The organism is Kiritimatiellia bacterium (assembly GCA_025054615.1).
Taxonomy (GTDB): domain Bacteria; phylum Verrucomicrobiota; class Kiritimatiellia; order CAIVKH01; family CAIVKH01; genus JANWZO01.
In genome coordinates, this window is the sequence record JANWZO010000013.1 from 18,484 (window position 1) to 38,831 (window position 20,348).

Annotated in this window: 16 protein-coding genes; 11 read left to right on the plus strand and 5 right to left on the minus strand. The window is 63.0% G+C overall.

The window, feature by feature from the left end:
* Positions 1–106 precede the first annotated feature (106 nt).
* The 5 genes from NZ740_07220 (at position 107) to NZ740_07240 (ending at position 6,308) form a co-directional block, all read left to right on the plus strand.
* Complete coding sequence (locus NZ740_07220; GenBank protein ID MCS6771803.1) at positions 107–1,114, plus strand: malate dehydrogenase; 1,008 nt, start codon at positions 107–109, stop codon at positions 1,112–1,114.
* Between the two features lie 80 nt (positions 1,115–1,194).
* Positions 1,195–2,868, plus strand: a complete 1,674-nt coding sequence (locus NZ740_07225; protein MCS6771804.1) for a glycosyltransferase family 39 protein — start codon at positions 1,195–1,197, stop codon at positions 2,866–2,868.
* Positions 2,858–3,535 carry a phosphatase PAP2 family protein gene (locus NZ740_07230; GenBank protein MCS6771805.1) on the plus strand — a complete coding sequence of 226 codons (678 nt, stop codon included), beginning with the start codon at positions 2,858–2,860 and terminating at the stop codon, positions 3,533–3,535. Before NZ740_07225 ends, NZ740_07230 begins: the two co-directional genes overlap by 11 nt.
* A complete protein-coding gene (locus tag NZ740_07235; protein ID MCS6771806.1) occupies positions 3,532–5,010 on the plus strand; it encodes a glycosyltransferase family 39 protein in 1,479 nt (492 codons plus the stop codon). Before NZ740_07230 ends, NZ740_07235 begins: the two co-directional genes overlap by 4 nt.
* A complete protein-coding gene (locus NZ740_07240; GenBank protein MCS6771807.1) occupies positions 5,007–6,308 on the plus strand; it encodes a phosphatase PAP2 family protein in 1,302 nt (433 codons plus the stop codon). Before NZ740_07235 ends, NZ740_07240 begins: the two co-directional genes overlap by 4 nt.
* Before the next feature lie 71 nt (positions 6,309–6,379).
* Here the strand turns inward: NZ740_07240 and NZ740_07245 are convergent, their stop codons facing one another.
* On the minus strand, positions 6,380–6,712 hold the full coding sequence (locus tag NZ740_07245; GenBank protein ID MCS6771808.1) for a nucleoside triphosphate pyrophosphohydrolase family protein: 333 nt from the start codon (positions 6,710–6,712) through the stop codon (positions 6,380–6,382).
* Positions 6,713–6,885: 173 nt separating this feature from the next.
* Between NZ740_07245 and NZ740_07250 the strand changes: the two genes are divergently transcribed.
* A complete protein-coding gene (locus NZ740_07250; GenBank protein MCS6771809.1) occupies positions 6,886–10,179 on the plus strand; it encodes a DUF2723 domain-containing protein in 3,294 nt (1,097 codons plus the stop codon).
* Between the two features lie 92 nt (positions 10,180–10,271).
* On the opposite strand, the gene pdxH is transcribed toward NZ740_07250, so the two are convergent.
* Positions 10,272–10,910 carry a pyridoxamine 5'-phosphate oxidase gene (gene pdxH / locus NZ740_07255; GenBank protein ID MCS6771810.1) on the minus strand — a complete coding sequence of 213 codons (639 nt, stop codon included), beginning with the start codon at positions 10,908–10,910 and terminating at the stop codon, positions 10,272–10,274.
* 147 nt (positions 10,911–11,057) lie between these two features.
* The gene (locus NZ740_07260) at positions 11,058–11,330 is read right to left on the minus strand and encodes a hypothetical protein (protein ID MCS6771811.1); all 273 of its coding nucleotides are present in this window, start codon (positions 11,328–11,330) and stop codon (positions 11,058–11,060) included.
* A gap of 2 nt (positions 11,331–11,332) precedes the next feature.
* Between NZ740_07260 and feoB the strand changes: the two genes are divergently transcribed.
* Complete coding sequence (feoB, locus tag NZ740_07265; protein ID MCS6771812.1) at positions 11,333–13,366, plus strand: ferrous iron transport protein B; 2,034 nt, start codon at positions 11,333–11,335, stop codon at positions 13,364–13,366.
* A gap of 22 nt (positions 13,367–13,388) precedes the next feature.
* On the opposite strand, the gene NZ740_07270 is transcribed toward feoB, so the two are convergent.
* Positions 13,389–13,883 carry a GtrA family protein gene (locus tag NZ740_07270; protein ID MCS6771813.1) on the minus strand — a complete coding sequence of 165 codons (495 nt, stop codon included), beginning with the start codon at positions 13,881–13,883 and terminating at the stop codon, positions 13,389–13,391.
* Between the two features lie 8 nt (positions 13,884–13,891).
* On the minus strand, positions 13,892–16,060 hold the full coding sequence (locus NZ740_07275; protein MCS6771814.1) for a GreA/GreB family elongation factor: 2,169 nt from the start codon (positions 16,058–16,060) through the stop codon (positions 13,892–13,894).
* Positions 16,061–16,313: 253 nt separating this feature from the next.
* On the opposite strand from NZ740_07275, the gene thrS reads away from it, so the two are divergent.
* Genes thrS through NZ740_07295 form a run of 4 tightly spaced genes read left to right on the plus strand, consistent with a single transcriptional unit; the run spans position 16,314 to position 20,265 of the window.
* Positions 16,314–18,083, plus strand: a complete 1,770-nt coding sequence (gene thrS / locus NZ740_07280) for a threonine--tRNA ligase (GenBank protein ID MCS6771815.1) — start codon at positions 16,314–16,316, stop codon at positions 18,081–18,083.
* Positions 18,004–18,828 carry a translation initiation factor IF-3 gene (gene infC / locus NZ740_07285; protein ID MCS6771816.1) on the plus strand — a complete coding sequence of 275 codons (825 nt, stop codon included), beginning with the start codon at positions 18,004–18,006 and terminating at the stop codon, positions 18,826–18,828. Before thrS ends, infC begins: the two co-directional genes overlap by 80 nt.
* Positions 18,829–18,837: 9 nt before the next feature.
* Positions 18,838–19,707 (plus strand): MBL fold metallo-hydrolase, encoded by an 870-nt coding sequence (locus NZ740_07290; protein ID MCS6771817.1) that lies wholly within the window; start codon positions 18,838–18,840, stop codon positions 19,705–19,707.
* Between the two features lie 27 nt (positions 19,708–19,734).
* The gene (locus NZ740_07295; GenBank protein ID MCS6771818.1) at positions 19,735–20,265 is read left to right on the plus strand and encodes a YfcE family phosphodiesterase; all 531 of its coding nucleotides are present in this window, start codon (positions 19,735–19,737) and stop codon (positions 20,263–20,265) included.
* Positions 20,266–20,348: the final 83 nt, after the last annotated feature.

Consider the following 20,348-nt stretch of genomic DNA (forward strand, 5'->3'; position numbering starts at 1 on the left):
GCCCTGCCGACAGTTGGGCTTGCCGGGTACGCCCTGACGCGGTAGGAAATGGGAATCACATCAATCGGACACCAATGCCGGCCCTTCGCCCGCGGAAAGGATGAACATGGACTACATCACTCGCGACAAACTCGTGATCCTCGGCGCCGCCGGGGCAATCGGTTCCAACCTCGTCCAAACTGCGCTGACTATGCGGCTGACGCCGAATGTCTGCATGTACGACCCGTTCGAAAAGGGCCTGCAGGGCGCGGCGGAGGAGATGTACCATTGTGCGTTTCCCGGCGCGAACATCACATGGACGACAGATATCGCGGAAGCGCTCCGCGGCGCCTCGTACCTCATCTCCTCCGGCGGCGCCCCGCGCAAAGAGGGCATGACCCGCGAAGATTTGCTCCGCGGTAACTGCGAAATCGCGCGGCAACTCGGCCGAGACATCCGCGCGCACTGTCCCGACCTCAAATTCGCCGCGATCATTTTCAACCCTGCCGACATCACGGGACTGACCGTGCTTGTCCATAGCGGACTGCACCCTGCGCGCCTGATGACCCTCGCCGCGCTGGACAGCACGCGTCTCCAAACCGCGCTCGCCCAGCACTTCAAAGTGCCCCAAGACAGGATCACCGGCTGCCGAACCTACGGCGGACACGGCGAGATGATGGCGCCTTTCGCCAGCACTGCGAAAGTAGATGGAAAGCCGTTGGCGGATCTCATCGGAACGCCGGCGCTGACAGCAGACCAGTGGAAGGCCATCCAGCAACACGTCCGACAAGGAGGCAAGCGGATCATCGAGCTCCGCGGCCGCAGCTCGTTCCAAAGCCCATCCCACCACACGCTGTTGGCAGTTAAGGCCGTGATGGACGGCAAGGGCTATGATTGGCCGGTCGGCTGCTACGTGCACGAGCCGGCGCATGGGTTCGAACACATCATGATGGCCGTCGAGACCACGCTCTCGCGGGACGGCATCTCGTACCGCGTTCCGGCCGGTACCGAGGCGGAAATGGCGGAATTGCGCGCCTCCTACGGACATCTGGTCAAGCTTCGCGACGAGGTCATCGCGATGGGGCTGCTACCGCCGATTGCCGAATGGCCCAAGGTCAATCCCCACCTGGCCTGAACGGCCGTGTCGTTTGCCTCCATCTTAGGCGCCCGCGCTGGGCTTGAACTGACCCCCCTCCGGCGATGCCGTGCGCCGGCATGACGACGTGGACGAGCCACATTCGCGGGCGCCGCGTGCCCGTGTTCCTTGCCCTGCTCGCGCTGGCCATGCTGGGGCCCGGCACCGGGACCTTGCCGCTTCAGGATCGGGATGAGCCGCGGTTCGCGCAGGCGGCGCGCGAAATGATGGAGCGCCGCGACTGGATTGTGCCGACGTTCAACGGCGATTACCGGTTCGATAAGCCTCCGCTCATTTATTGGATGATGATGGCGTTCTACGCCGCGGGCGGCGTGAACGAGTGGACGGCCCGTGCGCCATCCATCGTCTGCGCCTTCCTCCTCGCGTGGCTGATCTGGACGGCAGGCGCCCGCTGGTTTGGGCATCCAACGGGCCTGCTCGCCGCCGTCATGGCGCTCACCCATTTCCAAATGGCGCAACACGGCCGAGGCGCGGTCGCCGACATGCCCATGATTCTCAGCGTCCTCGCCGCTCAGATCGCATTGTTCGAAAAACTCGCGGAGCGGCCGGATCGTCCGGCGTTCCGTGGCTGGTTCTGGGTGCTGTACTTCGCGATCGGGATCGGGTTTCTTGCGAAGGGACCCGTCGCGTTCCTGATCCCCTTGCTCACCGTGCCCGTATACTGGTTGTTCGCTGGCCGGCCGCGTCTCGCGCTCATGCGCCTGCGGCCTTTCCTCGGCGCCTGCCTCGCACTCGCCCTCATCGGGGCGTGGGGCATTCCGGCGCTCATGGAAACAGATGGGGAATTCGCGCGAATCGGATTGGGAAAGCATGTGCTTGAACGGGGTATGGAAGCCTTCGAGGGCCACGGCGCTCCATTTTTCTTTTACCTGCTCTCGTCGCCGGTCAGCCTCTTTCCGTGGTCGCTCTTTATCCCGTCGGCCATCGTACTCGCCATTCGCCAACGGGACCCTACGGTCCGCTTCCTCGCGGCGTGGATTGTCGTTACATTTGTCCTCTTCAGTCTGTACGCGACGAAACTGCCGCACTACGTCATGCCCTGCTATCCGGCGTTCTTTCTCCTGGCTGCGCGGGCGATCGATCTCGGGGTGGATCCAGGTCGTTCAGCCAAGGTCTGGTCGGCAGTCCTGTTCACGATCGTTGGCATCGCCGCCGTCGTCCTCGCAATCGCCGCTGCGGCCGCTTGGAAAGCGGGTCCGTGGCCGGCTGGCGGTATGGCGCTTTTGGGAGCCTCATTGCTGTTCGTGGGGCTCGCCCTGATTCCGCGGGCAGTTTTTCGGCCCGGCTGGGGCTCGGTTGCGCTTGCCGCCATGCTGACCTGCGCGGGCACGGAAGCGCTGGCGCGCGGGTTGCGGGGGATTAATCCGACCCTGCGGGCGATGCCCGCTCTAGCGTCCCTGCCGCCCGACACGCGCTGCGCGTTCAGCAGCTTCCGCGAACCGAGCGTGGTTTTCTATACAAACCGGAGGTGGCAGACGGTCGACGAGGGAGAGGAGCTGCGCCGCTTCGCGGAGGGGCCCGGCCCCCGCGCGCTTCTTGTGCGCCTGCATGAGCAGCGGCTGAAACCCAGCGGCTCAAGGCCTCCAGACCCGGAGCGGGAAGCCTGGTTTCTATCGCTCACGAATCTCGGCTATGAAATTTCACGGACGGACGGATGGAACGCGGCGCGATCCAGCCGCGTAATCCTTGGCGTTGCCGTCCGACGGGGAGAGGGGGAACGCCGTGTGGAATGAAGTGAAGAGCGATACGGTCGCGCTGCTGAAGCACGTCGCGGCATTCCTGCGCGACTACCGATGGTGGATCGTGGCCTATCTGGTGGGCGGCGGCCTGCTGACATGGGGCGTTTCGAGATGGGACCAGCCGGTTCGCGAATACTACGTTCCATTTCAGAAGACGGAGGAACGGCGGGTCGCCATCGCGATCCGAAGGCTAGGCGATTCCCGCGACGCAGTCTTCTATGTGACGGCCCTGTATGCGCTCGGGGCATGGCGCAAACGACGCGAGTGGCGCGTCTTTGCGGTGGCGACTCTGCTCGGCGCGATTCTCGCCGGCTTGACCGTCAATGTAATTCGCATCTCCACCGGCCGACCGCGTCCCCACACGGGCTTGACCGAATGGATCGGCCCCACCCTGTTCCAATATCGAATGCAGAGTTTTCCCTCCGGCCACACGGGTACCTCGCTCGGCATGTCCACGACGCTGATTCAGCTCTTTCCAATTTTGGGCGTGCCCGCCTTCGCTGGATCGGTTGCGGTCGGGTGGGCCTCTATTGCCGCGCACAAACACTATCCGTCTGACATCGCAGGCGCGGCGGTGATCGGATGCCTGAGCGGGGTCGCTTGTGCAGCCGCCGCGCGCCGGCGGGTCCGCGAGCTTCAGCCGCCGGGTGACGCCGCATGATATCGGCCCCCCGAGCGGACCGGCTCGCGCTAACCGTCATTCTTCTTGTGACGGCGGCGCGGTTTTGGATGAGCGGCGTGTTCGAGCTGATCGGCGACGAGGCGTACTATTGGCTGTGGTCGAAACATCCGGCAGCGGGTTATTACAGCAAGCCGCCGGGCGTGGCTTGGGCCATTCTGCTCGGGACAGCGGTCCTCGGCGAAACGGAGCGCGGCGTTCGGCTGCCAGCCATCCTCTGTTCCGCGTTGACGGCCTGGGGAATTTATCGCCTTGGCCGCGAGGTCTGCTCGCCCCGAATCGGGCTTGCGGCGGTCGCCATCGCGCTGGTGACACCGCTTTTCTGGGCAGGAAGTCTCCTGATGACTATCGACTCGCTATCCGTATGCGCCTGGGTCTGGGCGGCCAACGCGCTATGGGATCTTAACCGCCGCGAGACATGGGCGCGCTGGATCGGACTCGGGCTCGCCATCGGGCTCGGACTGCTCGCAAAGCCGACGCTGCTCGCCTTTTTTGTCGTCATCGCCCTGTGGCTGCTATGGAATTCGGAGAAACGCCGCTGGCTCCGCAGCGCGGGTTTCTGGACTGCCGTGGCCATCGCATTGGCGGGACTTGCGCCGCCCCTGTGGTGGAACGCGACCAACGATTGGGTCACCTTTGCCCACTTGAGGGAGCGTGGCGCACTGGATCGGGCATGGGCGCCATCCCTCGAATCATGGCTCTCCTTTCTCGGCGGGCAGGCAGGTGTCGCGGGTCCCTGGCTGTTTGGCGCATTTCTCGCAGCGATCTTGTGGCGCCGACTGCGCACCCCCGTGCCGCCTGACGCGGCTCGTTTTTTCACGGCGCTGTGGGCGCCGCTGTTTGCTTTTTACGCGGTCCTTGCCCTCAACGACCCCGGTCAGCCGAATTGGCCGTCGCCGTCCTGGATCGGCGCGATTCTCCACACGGCGGCCGCATGGGTGCCGTTGCTCGATCGGCATCCCCGCGCGCTTTCGGCGGTCCGAACCTCGTTCGCCCTGCTCGTGATCGCCGCGATCGGCATACACGCCGCCCTACTCGTCCTCCACGTGCCCGCTGAGGGCAACCGCGACCCATTCGAGCGTGTGCGCGGACATCGGGACCTGGCGCTCCAGCTCGACTCCCTGAAGAAGGAGCGCGGCGCAGCATTTCTGATCGGCAGCCACTATCAAACCGCATCGCTGCTCACGTGGTATTCGCCGTCTCGCGAGATCGCCTACACCGTTCCGCAGAAGCCGCCCCGCAACCAGTTTGACCTCTGGCCCTCCTACCGCGATCGCCATCCACCCGGATCCCGGGCGCTGTACGTCGCGCGCGGACGGAACGTTCCGGCGGCCCTGCGGCTCGATTTTCAATCCGTAGAGGAGATTGGCCCGTTCCGCGGCCTCTTCCGAGGCAGGCCTGAGCGGACCTACTGGGTCTACCTCTGCGAAGGCCTACGACCGGAGCCAGTGCCGTGAGCCGCGCCTGGCCGCGTTGGTGGCAGTGGGGCGGGGCTTGGGCGTACCGTCGCTATTGGTTGCCGGAGCTCGCCGCCGCCTTAGTGCTGGCGGCTGCCGCCCTATGGCTCGCGGAATCCCCCTCTGGGGATCGAGCCATCGCGCGGACGTTTTACATGCCGGCGGCCGAACACCACTGGCCGCTCTCACAGCAGCCGCCATGGAAATGGTTGAATCGTTATGCCGGGATCGGCGCAGCGGGGATGGCCGTGGCCGCGCTGGCCTTGCTCGGAATCAGCTTTGCAACGGGCCGGTTGCGCCGACGCCGCATCCACTTGGTTTATGTACTTCTGGTGATCGCCCTCGGGCCCGGAATCGTCGTCAACGCGACCGTGAAAGAATTGTGGGGTCGCCCCCGCCCACGCCAGGTCAAGGAATTCGGCGGCTGGCTTCCCTATCGCTCCATCCTGGCGCCTGACAAGCCGGGCCGCGGTAAATCTTTCCCTTGCGGGCACTGCTCGGCAGGTTTTGCGCTTGTGGCGCTTTACTTCATCGGTCGCCGGCACAATAGGCGGCTTGCCGCCATGGGGCTGGGTTCCGCGCTCGCCCTTGGCGGCGGCATGAGCGCTGCGCGGGTTATGTCGGGGGCGCATTTTGCCTCCGACGCCATCATGGCGGGGGTGATCGTTTTTGTGGTCGCCGGCTGGTTGTATTACGCGGTGCTCAACATACCGGCCCGCGAGGATGCAGGCGAGGAACGCGCGCTCGCGCCGGGCTGGCCGGCCCTCGGGGCATGCGGCGGACTCGTCGCACTGATTGCTGTTGGCGGAGCGGTCGCGACGCCGAGCCACCGCACCATCTGGTATGACGGGCGATTGACGGCCGCCAAGTCCACGAATCTGGCGCTTCGACTCGAAATCGAGCACGCCGATATCACGCTGCAATACGGGCCGTATCGCGACTTGGCGGTGCGCGGCTCCACGGAGGGGTTCCGCGGTCTTGGCGGTTCGATGAAAGACATTCTCATCTGGTCGCCGGATCGTCAGCAGGCCACCCAATTGACGTATCGGCTGTGGAAACGGGGGATCTTCTCGGAATTCCGAACGGCGGTTACCGCGCACGTCCCCGTGGAAGGGATTTCCCGGCTGGACGTGGTATGCGATGAGGCCCGGCTGACCGTGGCCGGACCGCCGTCCGCAGCCTATCCGACGCGCCTGGTGGTGAGCCGCGGCGAATTGAAGCTTGACCCATTATGGGAGTCGTTGTTCGAACAGGTAACGCTCACCAACTCGATTCTCTCGACCCCCGCGGATCCCTAAGGACTTGTGGCCAGCGGACATCGAGCGGGGCAAAGTTCAGAGTGCGCCCGACCTCGCGGCGTTGCGAGGCCTCAGCGGTGGTCGCCGGAACCGTGGAGGGCACCCCGATCCCGGCGAGACGCCAGTTTGGCAGCATTTTCCCGCGCCACATCCTCGAGGCGCAGCCCCAGCTCGGAGCACATGGCGGAAATATACCAAAGGACATCGCCCAGCTCCTTTGAAAGGGCGTCGCGTAGCGCTGGGGACATCCGCCCCTCGTCATCTCGCAGGCATTTCTTGACTTTTTCGCAAACTTCTCCGGCTTCCCCCGCCAGACCCAGCGCGGGATACACCCAATTGCCCTGCCCGCGCCCGGGATACACGGCCGTGCGGGCAGCGGCTTCCTGATATTCGTCGAACGTCATCTAGCCTCCTGACTAGGGTCCGCCTTGCGGAACACACACGCCGGGGTCCCCACATCGGATTTCACCGATCCTGCGTTCGAACGCCGATGCCCCGCCGCGTGTCTGTCTTGACGCCGCGGACCCGCTCTATTTAGGGTCTAAGGTTTCTCACGACCATCAATTCGGATATTATTATGACGCCATCCGCCGGGAATTCAGCCGACCGCGTCGAAACGGATTCGTACCGGAATTCAACTGACTTTTTCGACCTCACCGAGGGTAAATTTTTTCGCCGATCCGACTGGCTGGCCTTTTGGATCACTTTCCTGATCGCGTTCGGCGTCTATTTTTACACCAACGCGCCGACGGTCACCCTGGAGGATTCCGGGGAGCTCGCCGTGGCGTCGGATTATCTCGGCGTTCCGCATCCGCCCGGCTATCCAATCTGGACGCTCGTAACTTGGTTTTTCCAGTGGATCTTCCACTGGGTCCGGTATTATGGGCAACCGGATGGCAACCTGACCTTGGTCCTCAAATCCCTGAAGGACGTTTTCGACGGCGGCGGCTTTCAGGGGCACCCGAATCCCGCGTGGTCCGTGGGGCTTTCATCCGGCTTCTTCAGTGCGCTAGCGGCGGCCATTCTCGCGCAACTGATTTCGCGATCGGGCGGCGACATCCTCCGCGGCGTGGTTACCGCCACGCGCGTCCTCGGCCTTCGGCATGAGAGCTTCATCAGCGCCGTGGCCGGCATCACCGGGGGGCTCCTGTTTGCATTCAGCCCCGTTGTGTGGTCGCAGGCGACGATCGTGGAGGTTTACGGACTCAATGCCTTCTTCATGGCCCTGGTGACGGCGTTGGTGTACCGCTGGATGTGCCGACCGAAGGAGGACAAGACGTTATACATCGCGTCCTTTGCATTCGGGCTCGGCCTTACCAACCATCAGGCACTGCTGTTCCTCTCGCCGGCCCTGCTGGTCGCGATCGCGATGCGGGACACCAAACTTTTCCGGGACACGCTGGCCGGCGCCTGCTGGCTGTTCGCGCTGGCTATGCTCGCGCTGGCGTATCGAATGGGGACGCCTGTCTCGCCAGAGTCTCTTCAAAAGAAACAGATGATGATCGCGATCGGACTGGTGTTCCTCGTTGCGCCGGCTGCGCTGTTCTTGCTTGAACGCGAGTTGCTGACCGAGTGGAAGCGGGTCTTGATTCTTGTCCTGTCGGCGGCGCTTGGCCTGTCCTTCTATGCCTATCTGCCATTCGCGTCCGAGCAAAACCCGCCGATGAACTGGGGCTACCCGCGCACGCCGGAGGGGTTCATCCACGCCGTCTCACGCGGCCAGTACGAGAAAATCGACCCCGCTGTGAACTTCCGCAAGGCGGTCGAACGGCCTGGCTATTTCGCAAAAATGCTCGAGGACGTGATTGTCGACCCGAAAGGATACGTCTCGGTTGTCGCGCAATTCACGTGGGGAATCTCTCTCTTCGCGCTCTTTTGCCTGATCGCCATCCCGTCGGTGCTGATATATCACCGCGTCAAACGTACGCGTCCGGACTCGGGGCAGGCCGCCGCGCGGACGGCCATGATCTGGACGGGTGCGCTGCTGGCGCTGATGCTGGTCCCGCTGCTGGTCGTCGCCCTGTTCACCCTCGTGTTCCCGATTCCGGCTCCGTTCATCGTCGTCCTTTGCGGCATCCCCCTCGGCATCCTGCTCATCCGCCTTTATAAGTGGTTCGCCGAGGACAAGCTCGGCAGCGGTGTTCGGTGGATGATCACCACCTTCGTCGCGTTCCATTCGCTAACTGTTATCTTTCTGATCTACCAGTGGCCGAATCTCGACGTGCAGACGCTGTTCATCGGTCGCGTCCAATACATACAATCCCACGCGATCTGGGCGATTTGGATCTCGTACGGGCTTCTGTTCGCCATCGCGCTCCTGGCCACGTGGCTCGGAGGCAATCGCGTCGTTCTCTACGCCGCTTGTGCGGGCGCTCTCGCGCTGACCAGCGTGCCGCTGCTGAAAAACGCCTACGACGAGGAGTTCATCAAACTCGTCGGCGGCGCCGAGCAGAACGGGCACGACTTCGGCTGGCAGTTCGGCGCCTGGCAGTTGGAAGGCGTGCGGGCCATCCTCTCCGAGCTGCCCGAGCACGAGCGCGCAACGTATCCGACCCCCGATTACCCGCCGCCGATGACCACCAACGCGATCTTCTTCGGCGGCACCGACCCGGGCCGTTTCGTGCCCACCTATATGATTTATTCCGCCCATTACCGGTCCGACATTTACCTCATCACGCAGAACGCGTTGGCCGACAACACGTACATGAACGTGATGCGGGACCTCTACGGCGACCTGATCTGGATCCCGTCCCAGCAGGACAGCAATTTCGCGTTCCAAAAGTATGTCGAGGACGTCCGAGCCGGTCGCATCCCCGCGGGCGCGGACGTCTCGTTTGAGGGCGGCCGCGTCAGTGTTCAGGGTGTGCAGGGCGTAATGACGATCAACGGCATCTTGGCCCGGATGATCTTCGACGCGAACAAGGCCCGACACGACTTCTACGTCGAAGAGAGCTACGTCATTCCCTGGATGTACCCCTATCTAACGCCCCACGGGCTGATCATGAAGATCAACCGGGATGAGGTCCCCTCGTTGGACCCCGAGCTGGTCCGCAAGGACCGCGCCTTCTGGGATTGGTACGTCGAGCGGCTGATGTCGAATCCAAAATTCCTCCGCGACGTGGTGGCGCGCAAAACCTTTTCCAAGCTGCGCAGTGCGATTGCAGGGCTTTATGCCTACCGCCGGATGTTTGAGGAGGCAGAGTACGCCTTCCAGCAGGCGATCCGGCTCTATCCGCTCAGCCCGGAGGCGAATTTCCGGCTCGCCGACGTGGAGATGCAGCAGTTCCGGTTCGCCAAGGCACGCGAAGTGATCGAGAATTTTCTGCGAGAGGACCCTGGCAACGACCGGATCGCCGAGTTTCTGCAACAAATTCGCAATCTGGAGGCGCTCGATAACCGGCGCCGCGAACTCGAGCCGCGCATGGCGCAAGGCGCGGACATCGGATCTGCGCTCGAATTGGCAAACATCTATCGGTTGATGAACCTTACACCGCTATTTGAAAATCTCACCATGAGCATCATCCATCAGGAACACCTGCCGCCCCAGGTCATTCTGCAGGTGTCCGAACTGTTCGCTCAGGCGAATCGACCCGACCTGCTCACGGCTGCTCTCGAACGCTATGTGTCAAAGGAACCCTCTAACGCCCGCGTCTGGTTCGACCTCGCTGCCGCGCAGGCGCAGCTCATGCGGTCAACCGACGCTGTGCGCTCTCTCCGCCGCGCCATCGAGCTCGGCGGTGAACCAATGCGCGACATGGCCCGCAAGGATCCGCGATTTGCCTCAATCCGCGACACTCCGCAATTTCGCGCGATTGTTCCGCCCCAGCAGCGAATTGAGCTGCCGATGAATCTGAACCTACCGGGATTCTGATACCTACCACTCGCCCGCCGAAGAGGGGGCAGATCTCCCACCACAGGGGAGCGGGCCGGGGCCGGAACGATCGCCCGACTCGTCTCGACGCCCTAGGGATATAGCCGCTGAATCGACCAGCGCCCGCCCTCTCGAACGTAAACCAGCCGGTCATGTAATCGGTAGCGCCGCCCCTGCCAGAATTCCATCCGTTCGGGAGTCAGTCGGAAGCCGCCCCAATAAGGAGGTAGGGGAACCGGCTGGCCGGCGAATTTACGTTCATACTCTTTTTCGCGCCGGATTAGCGTATCCCGCGAGTCGAGCGGCCGGCTCTGCATCGAAGCCCAGGCGCCAAGTTGGCTGCCGCGCGGCCGGGTATGAAAATAGGCTTCTGACTCTTCCCGCGAAATCTTTTCAAGCGCGCCCTCAATTCTGACCTGTCGATGCAGTTCGGACCAGAAGAAGAGCATAGCCGCGCGCGGATTCTTCTCGATCTCCCGGCCTTTGCGGCTCTCATAGTTCGTAAAGAACACAAAGCCCCGGGCATCCACGCCCTTCAGTAGCAACATTCGCGACGATGGTCGGCCGTCATCGCAGGTCGCCAGCGAAAATGCATTCGGCTGATGGATCCTCGCCCGCTTCGCGAACGAAAACCACCGCTGAAACTGCTCAATCGGGTCGGCCGCCGCGTCCGTCTCGCGGAATCCGCGCAGGACCCCCCAAACGCCCCACAGCCAGGCGTAAACGTTCATGGCCCATAATTTGCCCGTCCGCAAACCGGCGTCAACGGCGGGCGCGGATGCAAGCGCTAGCTTGAGACCAATATCGGCTGGGCGCCGCTTGACACACGGGTTTGGTCGATATATCAAACATTCGGTGGAGAAACCGTGCAACCTCTCTCAAACACGAGTGTCCCCGACGCGTCGCCGCGGCCCATCCCCCTTGATCAACTTCCCGCAAAGTCCTGCGCGGTCGTACACCACGTTGAGGCCGACAGCGACGACATGCGCCGGCTCATGGCGATGGGCATCTGCGCCGGGCGCCGGCTGGAACTCATCCAGCGAGGCGACCCGATGATTTTGCGCGTGTTCAATTCCCGATTGGGAGTTTCCCGCCGCCTCGCACAGCGAGTCTGGGTCCAACTCTGCGACCACATCTCCTGCTTGAAACAAGCATGAGTGGGCCCCTCCTCACCCTCGAACCGACCACCGCGGAACGGCACCGCCGGACGCCCCGGGTTGTCCTATTGGGCAATCCGAACGCCGGCAAAACGACGCTCTTCAACGCCCTGACAGGGCATCGGGCCAAAACAGCTAATTTCCCGGGCACCACTGTGTCGCACCGCGTCGGCGCCATGGAACGCAATGGATTTCGGGCCTCCCTAGTTGACCTGCCCGGCCTCTATAGCCTGAACCCCACCACCTTGGAAGAACGAATCGCCGCGGAGGCCTTTCTGGGTGGGTCGCCCCATAGCCATCGTCCGGAGGCGGCCATCGTCGTCGCGGACGCAACCAATCTCGAGCGAAATCTATTCCTCGTCAGCCAAGTGCTGGAGCACGACGTGCCGGTCGTGGTTGCGCTGAACATGATCGATCTTGCGGACGCGGAGGGCATGCGCATCGACGTGGCGGGTTTGTCGCGGGAACTGGGCTGCCCCGTGGTCGCCGTTAGCGCGAAGACGGGTCGCGGGCTCGATGATCTTGTCGCCGCGCTGGCGAAGGAACTGGGACGAACCGAAACGAGGATTCCGATCATTCAGCAGGCTATCGCGTGCTCTGCCTGCTCGACCTGCCCCTTCCAAAACCGCTACACGTGGACCGAATCGGTCGCGGGCCGGTTCGTCCGTGCACCGCGAACGGCCCGCAGTGGGCGGACGGAACAAATCGACCGGGTCCTGACCCATCCAGTGGGGGGGCTGATCGCGTTCTTCGGGGTTATGGCGGTCATGTTTTACCTGATTTTCCATCTGGCCTCCGTGCCGATGGACATGATCGACCACCTGTTTGCGACGATTGGAAATCTCGTAGCGAGGGTCGTTCCGCCCGGCGATCTTCAGAGCCTGCTGGTTAACGGCGTGATCGGCGGGGTCGGCGGCATCCTCGTTTTCCTTCCCCAAATCTGCATCCTCTTCTTCTTCCTCGCGCTTCTGGAAGACACCGGATATCTCGCGCGCGCGGCCTTCGTGATGGACCGGTTGATGCGTCGCATCGGCCTGCCCGGGAAGGCCTTCGTCCCGCTGCTTTCCGCGCATGCGTGTGCAATTCCGGCAATAATGGCGACGCGGGTGATCGAGGACCGGCGCGACCGCCTGGTGACCATTCTGGTTGCGCCGCTCATGACCTGCTCGGCGCGAATCCCCGTCTACACTATGGTGATCGCGCTGTTGTTCCCGGATAAGCCCGGGCTGGCCGCCGCTACTTTTCTCGGGGCATACGGGGTAGGCATCATCGCCGGAATTCTTTCGGCATTTTTGCTCAAGCGGACTATTCTGCCGGGTGAAACCCGTCCGCTGGTGATCGAGCTGCCGAATTACCGTATGCCCTCACTCCGGACGGCGCTGCTCCACACCTATGACCAGGCTCGAATGTTCGTCAAACAGGCGGGCACGCTGATCCTGATGATCTCTGTGATCCTATGGGCTATGGCCACGTATCCGAAATCGGACCCGCCGGCGGAGGCGCTCCAGCTCCGCGAGCAGGCCGCGGCGCTAAACGCCGCTGGGCAAATGGACAAAGCCGCCGAGCTGGAGCGAGAGGCGACTTTCCAAGAGGAACAGTATGCGCTCGCCCACTCGCTGGCCGGCCGGATCGGGCACTGGATCGAACCGCTGATCGAGCCGCTGGGCTTCAACTGGCAGATCGGCATCGGGATTGTCTCGTCGTTCGCCGCACGTGAGGTGATCGTCTCGACGCTGGCCGTTGTTTACGGTGTCGGCGCGGATCGCGCAGAGGAGGAACCGACGTCACTCTACGATACGCTTCGCCAGGCCCGCCGCGCAGACGGGTCGCCGGTCTTCACGACGGCGACCTGCTTTAGCCTGCTCGTTTTCTACATCCTCGCCGCACAATGCTTGCCGACCCAGGCAGTCACACGCAAGGAGACGGGCAGTTGGAAATGGGCCGCCCTTCAACTTGGCTACATGAGCGTCCTGGCGTACACCGCGGCGTGGGCCACCTACCAGGCGCTCCGCGCGCTCGGGATTTCTTAAAGCCTCTGGCCTGCGGGCCGCCTCAGCCCTTGAAAACGAGATACTTCCGGCACACAAAGTTGATCAACAGGGACGCGATTAATTTGCCCGCGTATGAAAAACTCGTGCTCAGGTGCAGATACCGGATCATCGACCACCCGATCGCGGTCCCGATCACGATGCTGATGCCGGATACGGCATAAAACAGCGCAACCTCCACATACCACGGATGACGCCCCGGCTCGAACACCCAGTAAATGTTAATTAGGTACGCCGTGAGGTTGGAAAACACAAAAGCCAGCGCCGTGCAAATGACGAATCGGCGCGAACGCTGCTCTTCTTCAACCGGCCGCACTCGCAGTCCCAGCCGCCGGGCCACCGGATCGTTTTCGCGCAGCGCGGGAAATACCTTCCAGGCCAACAGAAAGAAAACGGCCATATCCACGGCCGTCGCGATGCCCCCGCCGATGGCGTATTTAATAAACTGAACCAGCGGCGACGCGTCGCGCTGCAGGAATTGTTGAAGGATTTCCCCCATCCGCGGGCCTATCCCTCGTAAGAGGCCCAATCTCGGATCTTCGGATCCAGAGGCGAAACGGACTCGACCACCGCCTCCACCTCTCCGTGTTCAGACGGCACGGCAACCCGGTCGCCGGCGACATGGCCCATCAAGGTCTCCGCCATGCGGGATGTGGATGAAATGATGCCGAGGGAGGGCTCGCCGTCCCAAACGCCGAGGATATGGTAGGTTTCGCGGCGGCCATCGGAGTACGCGAGCGTCACAGTCGTCGCCACGCCGGCCTTGTCAGCCGGGAAGTCGCGAAAATCGGTCGGCGTCACGCGCCGCAGATCCTGCATGAGCTCATCTCGCCGCCGAAATAGCAGCGCCTGCATTTCCTTGGCGGATTTGTACTCGTGATTCTCGCGCAGGTCGCCATAGCTGCGCGCGATGGCAATGTCCCTAGCCACCTTGGGGATTTCAACCGAGACTATCCGGTCCAGTTGCCGCTGCCGCTCGCGAAAACTCCGCAAGGAGGTTACCGGCCCCCGCGGTCCTGCGGGCCTTTCTTCCCGGGCCACCAGCAGCGCGCCCAACGAGGGATCCACTTTGACGATCTGACCGAGCACGGACGCGCGGTCCAATGAAGACCAGCCGGGCGACTCCTTGATGCGTTTGACCACTTTCTCGCGGTCGGCCGCGTCCATCATCCCCAGCATCTCCTTGAGCCATTCCGGTTTCGCGAAACGCTCGCGCATCTGATTTTGCGCCTTCAGCCGTTCCCCGGCGGCTTCCTGTTCGAGAGCCTCCACCATCAGCACCACGGCGGTGACCGGTGCGCAAAGATTCCACTCTTGAATTTTCTCGAGATTGCGGCTCAACCAGGCCAGCATTTCGAGGCTCGGCGCACGCACATCAAACACTCTCTTGAAACAGGCCGCCAGTTCGGCGGAGGCACCGGCCTCCTCGAGGTATGCGACCGCCTCATTGAGAGGACCGGGATCCATCCGCGGAATCCGGTCGAGCAGCATCGACCGCAAGGTCGTCGCGTTCTGGCGGTCGAGATATCGCAAAAAGGCCCGCAACGGGCGCGCGGGCAACTGACGTACGACCTCGTCGAAAATGCGGCCCTGGAAGAAATCGGGCAGCCGCGCGCGATCGATTTGGTCACCGAGACCGAGCGCGTCGGCCGCAATGGCGAGGCGCGCAGGTGTTGCAAGATCCTGGCTAGGCGCCCCTTTTAGTGCGAAGCCGACCCGGTCGAGCACAATGCGCCGCTGCGCCTCCGTCAGCGCCTGGGCCGGCCCGCGAGCAGCCAATTCCTCCAGCGCTCCAACGATCCGGGCGAGGTTTCGCTCCCGCGCAAACGTGTCGAACCAATGGTCCTGTTGGGCGCGTCCACCCTCCATCAAGCGCATCGGCTCAGTCCGCGACGCGGGCAGGAGGACCGTGCCATCCTGCTTGAGTTTCTTGCGCGCCGCATCCCAGAAACGCTTCCAGTCCGGCTCCGTCACGATCGACGGCGACAACAGGCTCTGCAATTGCGCGGCAGTGACCGGACCGAAACTGCGCAGCGCCATGCGCACAACCTCCGCGGGATCGTCCCGGACCAAACGGCGCAAGTCCTCCGACCGGCGAACCTTCCACATCAAGAGATGGTCGTCCCCCACGAGCGACAGGCTCTCCGCGGCATAGGCGAGTGACATCTGATGTCCCGATCGCCGTTCGAAATCGATCTCAACCTTCTTGTTGAACGCATCGACGCGAGAGACTATGCCGAGCCCCCAGGTCCGGTCGTACACGTGCGCCCCTTCCTTCAGGCTGACCAGCAGACGCAGCCGTCGGATGGCCTCGGTAGGCGGGATGGGCCGGGAAAAGCCCGCTTCATCAATCAGTGCGCGCTGTTCCCATTCGCCGCCCAGAATGTCGGCCGCCTCTTCCGGCCAATTCGTGGATTCGCGCAGTTCCGGGCTGGCCCAGCGAGCGCGCATCTGGAGAACCTCGAGCGCTTCCGGAATACGTTTTCGCTCGGCGAGCGTATCCTGCAAAAGCTCGAGACGCTGCTCGGCCTCGCGGACCTGTCCCGCCTCGTGCAGCATCCGCAGGGCTTCAAGAAGCGCGGCCACGTCGATAGCCTGCTTCCCGATCTGCGCCATGAACCATTCTTCCGTTTGCTGCTCAACCGGCGGCAGGGTCGTTTGCTGAATACCCGACATTCCGTGAATCCCTCCGAAAAACGTATGAGGATATCCCCCGCGTCCGCCGTGGCAAGCTTGGATGCAGTGGAATCATCCAGAGAAGAGGTCGCGTGATTGCCGTACACCCGCGCCAAACCCGCTTGACTTGGCCGGATAAAGCGGGGTTTATATTACCGAGATGTTTTGCTTTGCCCAATCAGCCCTCCGCGGCTCGCGTCGGCCGTCGTCTTGATCCGCTGCCGTTCATGCAGCGTTTCTCGCCCCCATTTTCATGACGATGGATCCGGCCAGTTTCCTCTACCGGATGCGTCATAGTGCGGCCCATGTCATGGCCGCAGCCGTCCGCCGGTTGTTCGGCCCCGACGTTCAGCTCGACATCGGCCCCCCGACGGAGGACGGATTCTACTACGACTTCGATTTGACCCACCGGCTCGGTCCCGAGGATTTTCCCGCCATTGAAGCGGAAATGGCGAAGATCATCGCGGAAAATCAGCCCTTTGAGCGGATCGAGGTCAGCCGGGACGAGGCGCGGGCGCTCATCGAAGGCATGAAGCAGCGATACAAGCTGGAACGCCTCGCGGACATTCCGGAAGGAGAGGTCATCACTTTTTATCGAAACGGAGAGTTCATCGATCTCTGCCGCGGCCCGCATGTGGCGTCCACCGGCGAGATTCGCGCCTTCAAGCTTCTTTCCGTGGCCGGGTCCTACTATCGCGGGCGCGAAACGAACCCGATGCTGCAGCGAATCTACGCCACGGCCTTCCCGACACAGGAGGAACTCGAAGCGCATCTGAAGCGTCTCGAGGAGGCCAAACAGCGGGACCATCGAAAACTCGGCCGCGAGCTGGACCTGTTCAGCATCCAGGAGGAGGTCGGCCCCGGACTCATCCATTGGCATCCAAACGGCGCGCGCGTCCGCGCGATCATCGAGGAATTCTGGCGGCGCGAACATTTCCGGGCCGGCTATGACCTGCTCTACACCCCCCACACCGGCCGAAGCCTGTTGTGGGAAATTTCGGGTCATCTCGGTTTCTACCGCAATAGCATGTATGCGCCGATGAAGATCGATGAGAACGAGTATTTCATCAAACCGATGAACTGCCCGTTCCACATCCAGATTTACAAAAGCCGAAAGCGCTCGTACCGCGATCTGCCCCTGCGCTGGGCCGAACTGGGCACAGTCTACCGTTATGAAAAGGCCGGTGTGCTCCACGGCCTCCTGCGCGTGCGCGGATTCACCCAGGACGACGCCCACATCTTCTGCACCCCCGAGCAGATTGAATCGGAAATCGTCCGCGTCATCCGGTTCTCCAACTTCATCTGGAAGACCTTCGGCTTCACGGACATCACCGCCTATCTCGCGACCCGTCCGAGCGAAAGCGTGGGGGATGAAGCGCAGTGGCGGCGCGCCACCGAATCGCTGGAACACGCGCTGAAGACCGAATCGATTCCCTATGAAGTGGACGAGGGCGGCGGCGCGTTTTATGGCCCGAAAATCGACATGAAGGTGCGCGACTGCATCGGGCGCGAATGGCAGTGCACCACCATCCAGTTCGATTTCAACCTGCCCGAACGGTTTCAGCTCGAATACATCGGTCCTGACAACCAGCCGCACCGGCCCTACATGGTCCACCGCGCCCTTTTCGGGAGCCTCGAGCGGTTCTTCGGCATCCTCGTCGAACAATATGCCGGCGCGTTTCCGGTCTGGCTGGCGCCGGAACAGGTGCGCGTGCTGCCGATCACCGATGCGCAAAACGAAGCCGCCGAGCGCGTCGCCGAGCAACTCCGCATCGACGATATCCGGGTCACGGTCGACCGACGACCGGAGAAAATCGGCGCGCGGATACGCGACGCGCAACTCGAAAAGATCCCCTACATGCTGATCGTCGGCGCGCGCGAAGCCGCCGCCGGAACAGTAGCAGTCCGCGCGCGCGGACACGGCGACCTGGGCGCCATGTCGCTTGAGGTTTTCCGGGCGCGCATCAAACAGGAGGTGGCAGAGCGCGCCCTGTCGATCCAGCCCGTCGCACTGCCGGCTTGAAGCTCGTGGAAGCTCGGGACGCCAACTTCACCATCAACACCAGGGAGGTATCGCCATTCGCAACCTAATCCGCATCAACAACCAAATTCGTGTGCCGACCGTTCGCCTGCTCGACCCCGACGGCCAGCAGATCGGCATCGTGCCCATCTCAGAAGCCCTCGCGCGAGCGCGCCAGCTCAACCTCGACCTGGTCGAAATCGCGCCAACCGCCCAGCCGCCGGTTTGCCGAATCATGGATTTCGGCAAGTACAAGTTCGAAATGGCCAAGAAGGAAAGGGAGGCGCGCCGCCACCAGGCCGGCCAACGTGTCAAAGAGGTGAAATTCCACCCTAATGTCGAGGACCACGATTATCAGACGAAGCTCCGCCATATTCGCGAGTTCCTCGAAGAGGGGCATCGCGTCAAGGCGTCGCTGATGTTCCGCGGTCGGGAACAGGTCCACAAGGAATTTGGACACCAGCTCATGCACCGGCTGATGAAGGACGTCGAAGGCATCGCCAAAATCGAGCGACCGCCCGAGGACCTCGGCCGTTTCATCGTGATGATGCTCGCTCCAAGCCCGGCTGCCCGCCGCGCTGCTGAACAAAAAGCGGCTCAGGCCAAAGCGGCGTCCGCGCCCGCCGCTCCGCAACCTTCGGCGCCGGCCCCGTCGACGCAGTCCGCCGCCCGACCTGCCGCGCCCCGCCCGACCTCCCCAACGCCCGCGCCAGCTTCTCCGCGCGTGCCCTCGCCTGCACCCCGCTGAGTTCCCGCTATGCGCTTCACGCCGCTCGTCGCCTCCACCTTCCTCAGCGATGGCGGAACCATGTTTGGCCTCGTCCCAAAAGCCATCTGGGCCCGCAGGATTCAGCCAGACGAGCAGAACCGCATCCCGCAGCATGCCCACGTCCTGCTGGTGGAACTCGACGACGGCCGTTGCGGCCTTGTGGACTCGGGGTGCGGAGCCGCCGAGCGGTTCTCTGAGAAGGAGCAGCGACTGCACGGATTGGGGCCGGGCTGGCCCCTGGGCGACGCTCTTCGCCGGGCGGGGAAACGGCCGGACGACATCCATTTTGTCGTGCTCACCCACTTGCATTGGGACCATGCCGGCTCAGCCTACGCATTCCCGCGCGCGAGGTTTTACATACACGCCCTCGAGTGGGCGGATGCCATTTCGGGCAACCCGCTTCTCTACAAGTCCTACCCCCGCGAGACAATCGCGCCATTGGAATCGTGTGAGAAAATCCTCGTCGAGCCCGACGAAGCGGAAGTGCTGCCAGGCATCTGGATGCACCGGACCTCGGGCCACACCCGTGGCCACTGCGCAATTCGACTCGCCCACCCTGCGCTCGAGTTGAACCACCACGCCGCGGCGGAATTCTCCGGCGTCACCCAGGCGCTCTTCTGCGGCGATGTCTGCCCCATGCGCCACAACCTGCGCATGGTGTTCCAGACCAGCTACGACACGTTCCCGCTCGACACACGCGCGTGGAAACGCGAATGGCTGCCCCGGGCGGCCCGTGAAGGGATCCTCCTGCTGTTCGACCACGATCCGGATCTCTTCGGAGCCGTCATCCGCGAGGATGAGCGCGAGGAGTTCGTAGTCGAAAAGGCGCTTCCGGCCTGCGAAACTCCGCCGTCTTAGTCGATACCTGAAACAGGATTTGCCGCGATGCATGCCGCCGTGCAAGCCCCGGAATCCTGCGTGCGGATCGGAATCTTGTCCGACACGCACAGCAACATCCCGAGGACGTGCCATGCGATCGACCTGCTGCTCACCCGTGGCGTCCACGCGATCCTCCACTGCGGCGACATCGGCTGCGAAGACACTCTCCTAGAGATGACCACACGATGCGAGGCACACTCCATCCCCTTTTATGCGGTGCTCGGAAATGTTGATGAACCGGAGGGGTGGACCTGGCGCCTTTGCGGCAACATGTCGATTCCCCTCCTGCTGCGAATCGCCTTCGGCGCCAAACAGGCCGTCGTGCTGCACGGCCATCGGGAGCTTGAACTGGCCCGCGCGATCGGATCGGGCGAATTCGACTACGTGTTCACCGGCCACACCCACATGCCCCGCGATGAACGCGTGGGGCGGACGCGCGTCATCAATCCCGGCGCCGTCCACCGGGCCGCGCGCCCTACCGTGGCAGTGTTGGACCTCGCCGCGGACAGTCTCGCCTTCATAACCCTGGACTCTTGAATCTACGCATAGGCCCCGCCGCTGGGCCTCTCCAGAAACACTCCCGCCAATCCCGCCGATGTGCTACTCATTCAACGCGGAGC

Bases quoted from the DNA above. Each gene is read 5' to 3' on its own strand.
- NZ740_07225 (MCS6771804.1), top strand. From the start codon at position 1,195: ATGACGACGTGGACGAGCCACATTCGCGGGCGCCGCGTGCCCGTGTTC.
- feoB (MCS6771812.1), top strand. From the start codon at position 11,333: ATGAGTGGGCCCCTCCTCACCCTCGAACCGACCACCGCGGAACGGCAC.
- NZ740_07235 (MCS6771806.1), top strand. From the start codon at position 3,532: ATGATATCGGCCCCCCGAGCGGACCGGCTCGCGCTAACCGTCATTCTT.
- NZ740_07270 (MCS6771813.1), bottom strand. From the start codon at position 13,883: ATGGGGGAAATCCTTCAACAATTCCTGCAGCGCGACGCGTCGCCGCTG.
- NZ740_07220 (MCS6771803.1), top strand. From the start codon at position 107: ATGGACTACATCACTCGCGACAAACTCGTGATCCTCGGCGCCGCCGGG.
- NZ740_07290 (MCS6771817.1), top strand. From the start codon at position 18,838: ATGCGCTTCACGCCGCTCGTCGCCTCCACCTTCCTCAGCGATGGCGGA.
- NZ740_07250 (MCS6771809.1), top strand. From the start codon at position 6,886: ATGACGCCATCCGCCGGGAATTCAGCCGACCGCGTCGAAACGGATTCG.
- pdxH (MCS6771810.1), bottom strand. From the start codon at position 10,910: ATGAACGTTTACGCCTGGCTGTGGGGCGTTTGGGGGGTCCTGCGCGGA.
- NZ740_07245 (MCS6771808.1), bottom strand. From the start codon at position 6,712: ATGACGTTCGACGAATATCAGGAAGCCGCTGCCCGCACGGCCGTGTAT.
- NZ740_07295 (MCS6771818.1), top strand. From the start codon at position 19,735: ATGCATGCCGCCGTGCAAGCCCCGGAATCCTGCGTGCGGATCGGAATC.
- NZ740_07275 (MCS6771814.1), bottom strand. From the start codon at position 16,060: ATGTCGGGTATTCAGCAAACGACCCTGCCGCCGGTTGAGCAGCAAACG.
- thrS (MCS6771815.1), top strand. From the start codon at position 16,314: ATGACGATGGATCCGGCCAGTTTCCTCTACCGGATGCGTCATAGTGCG.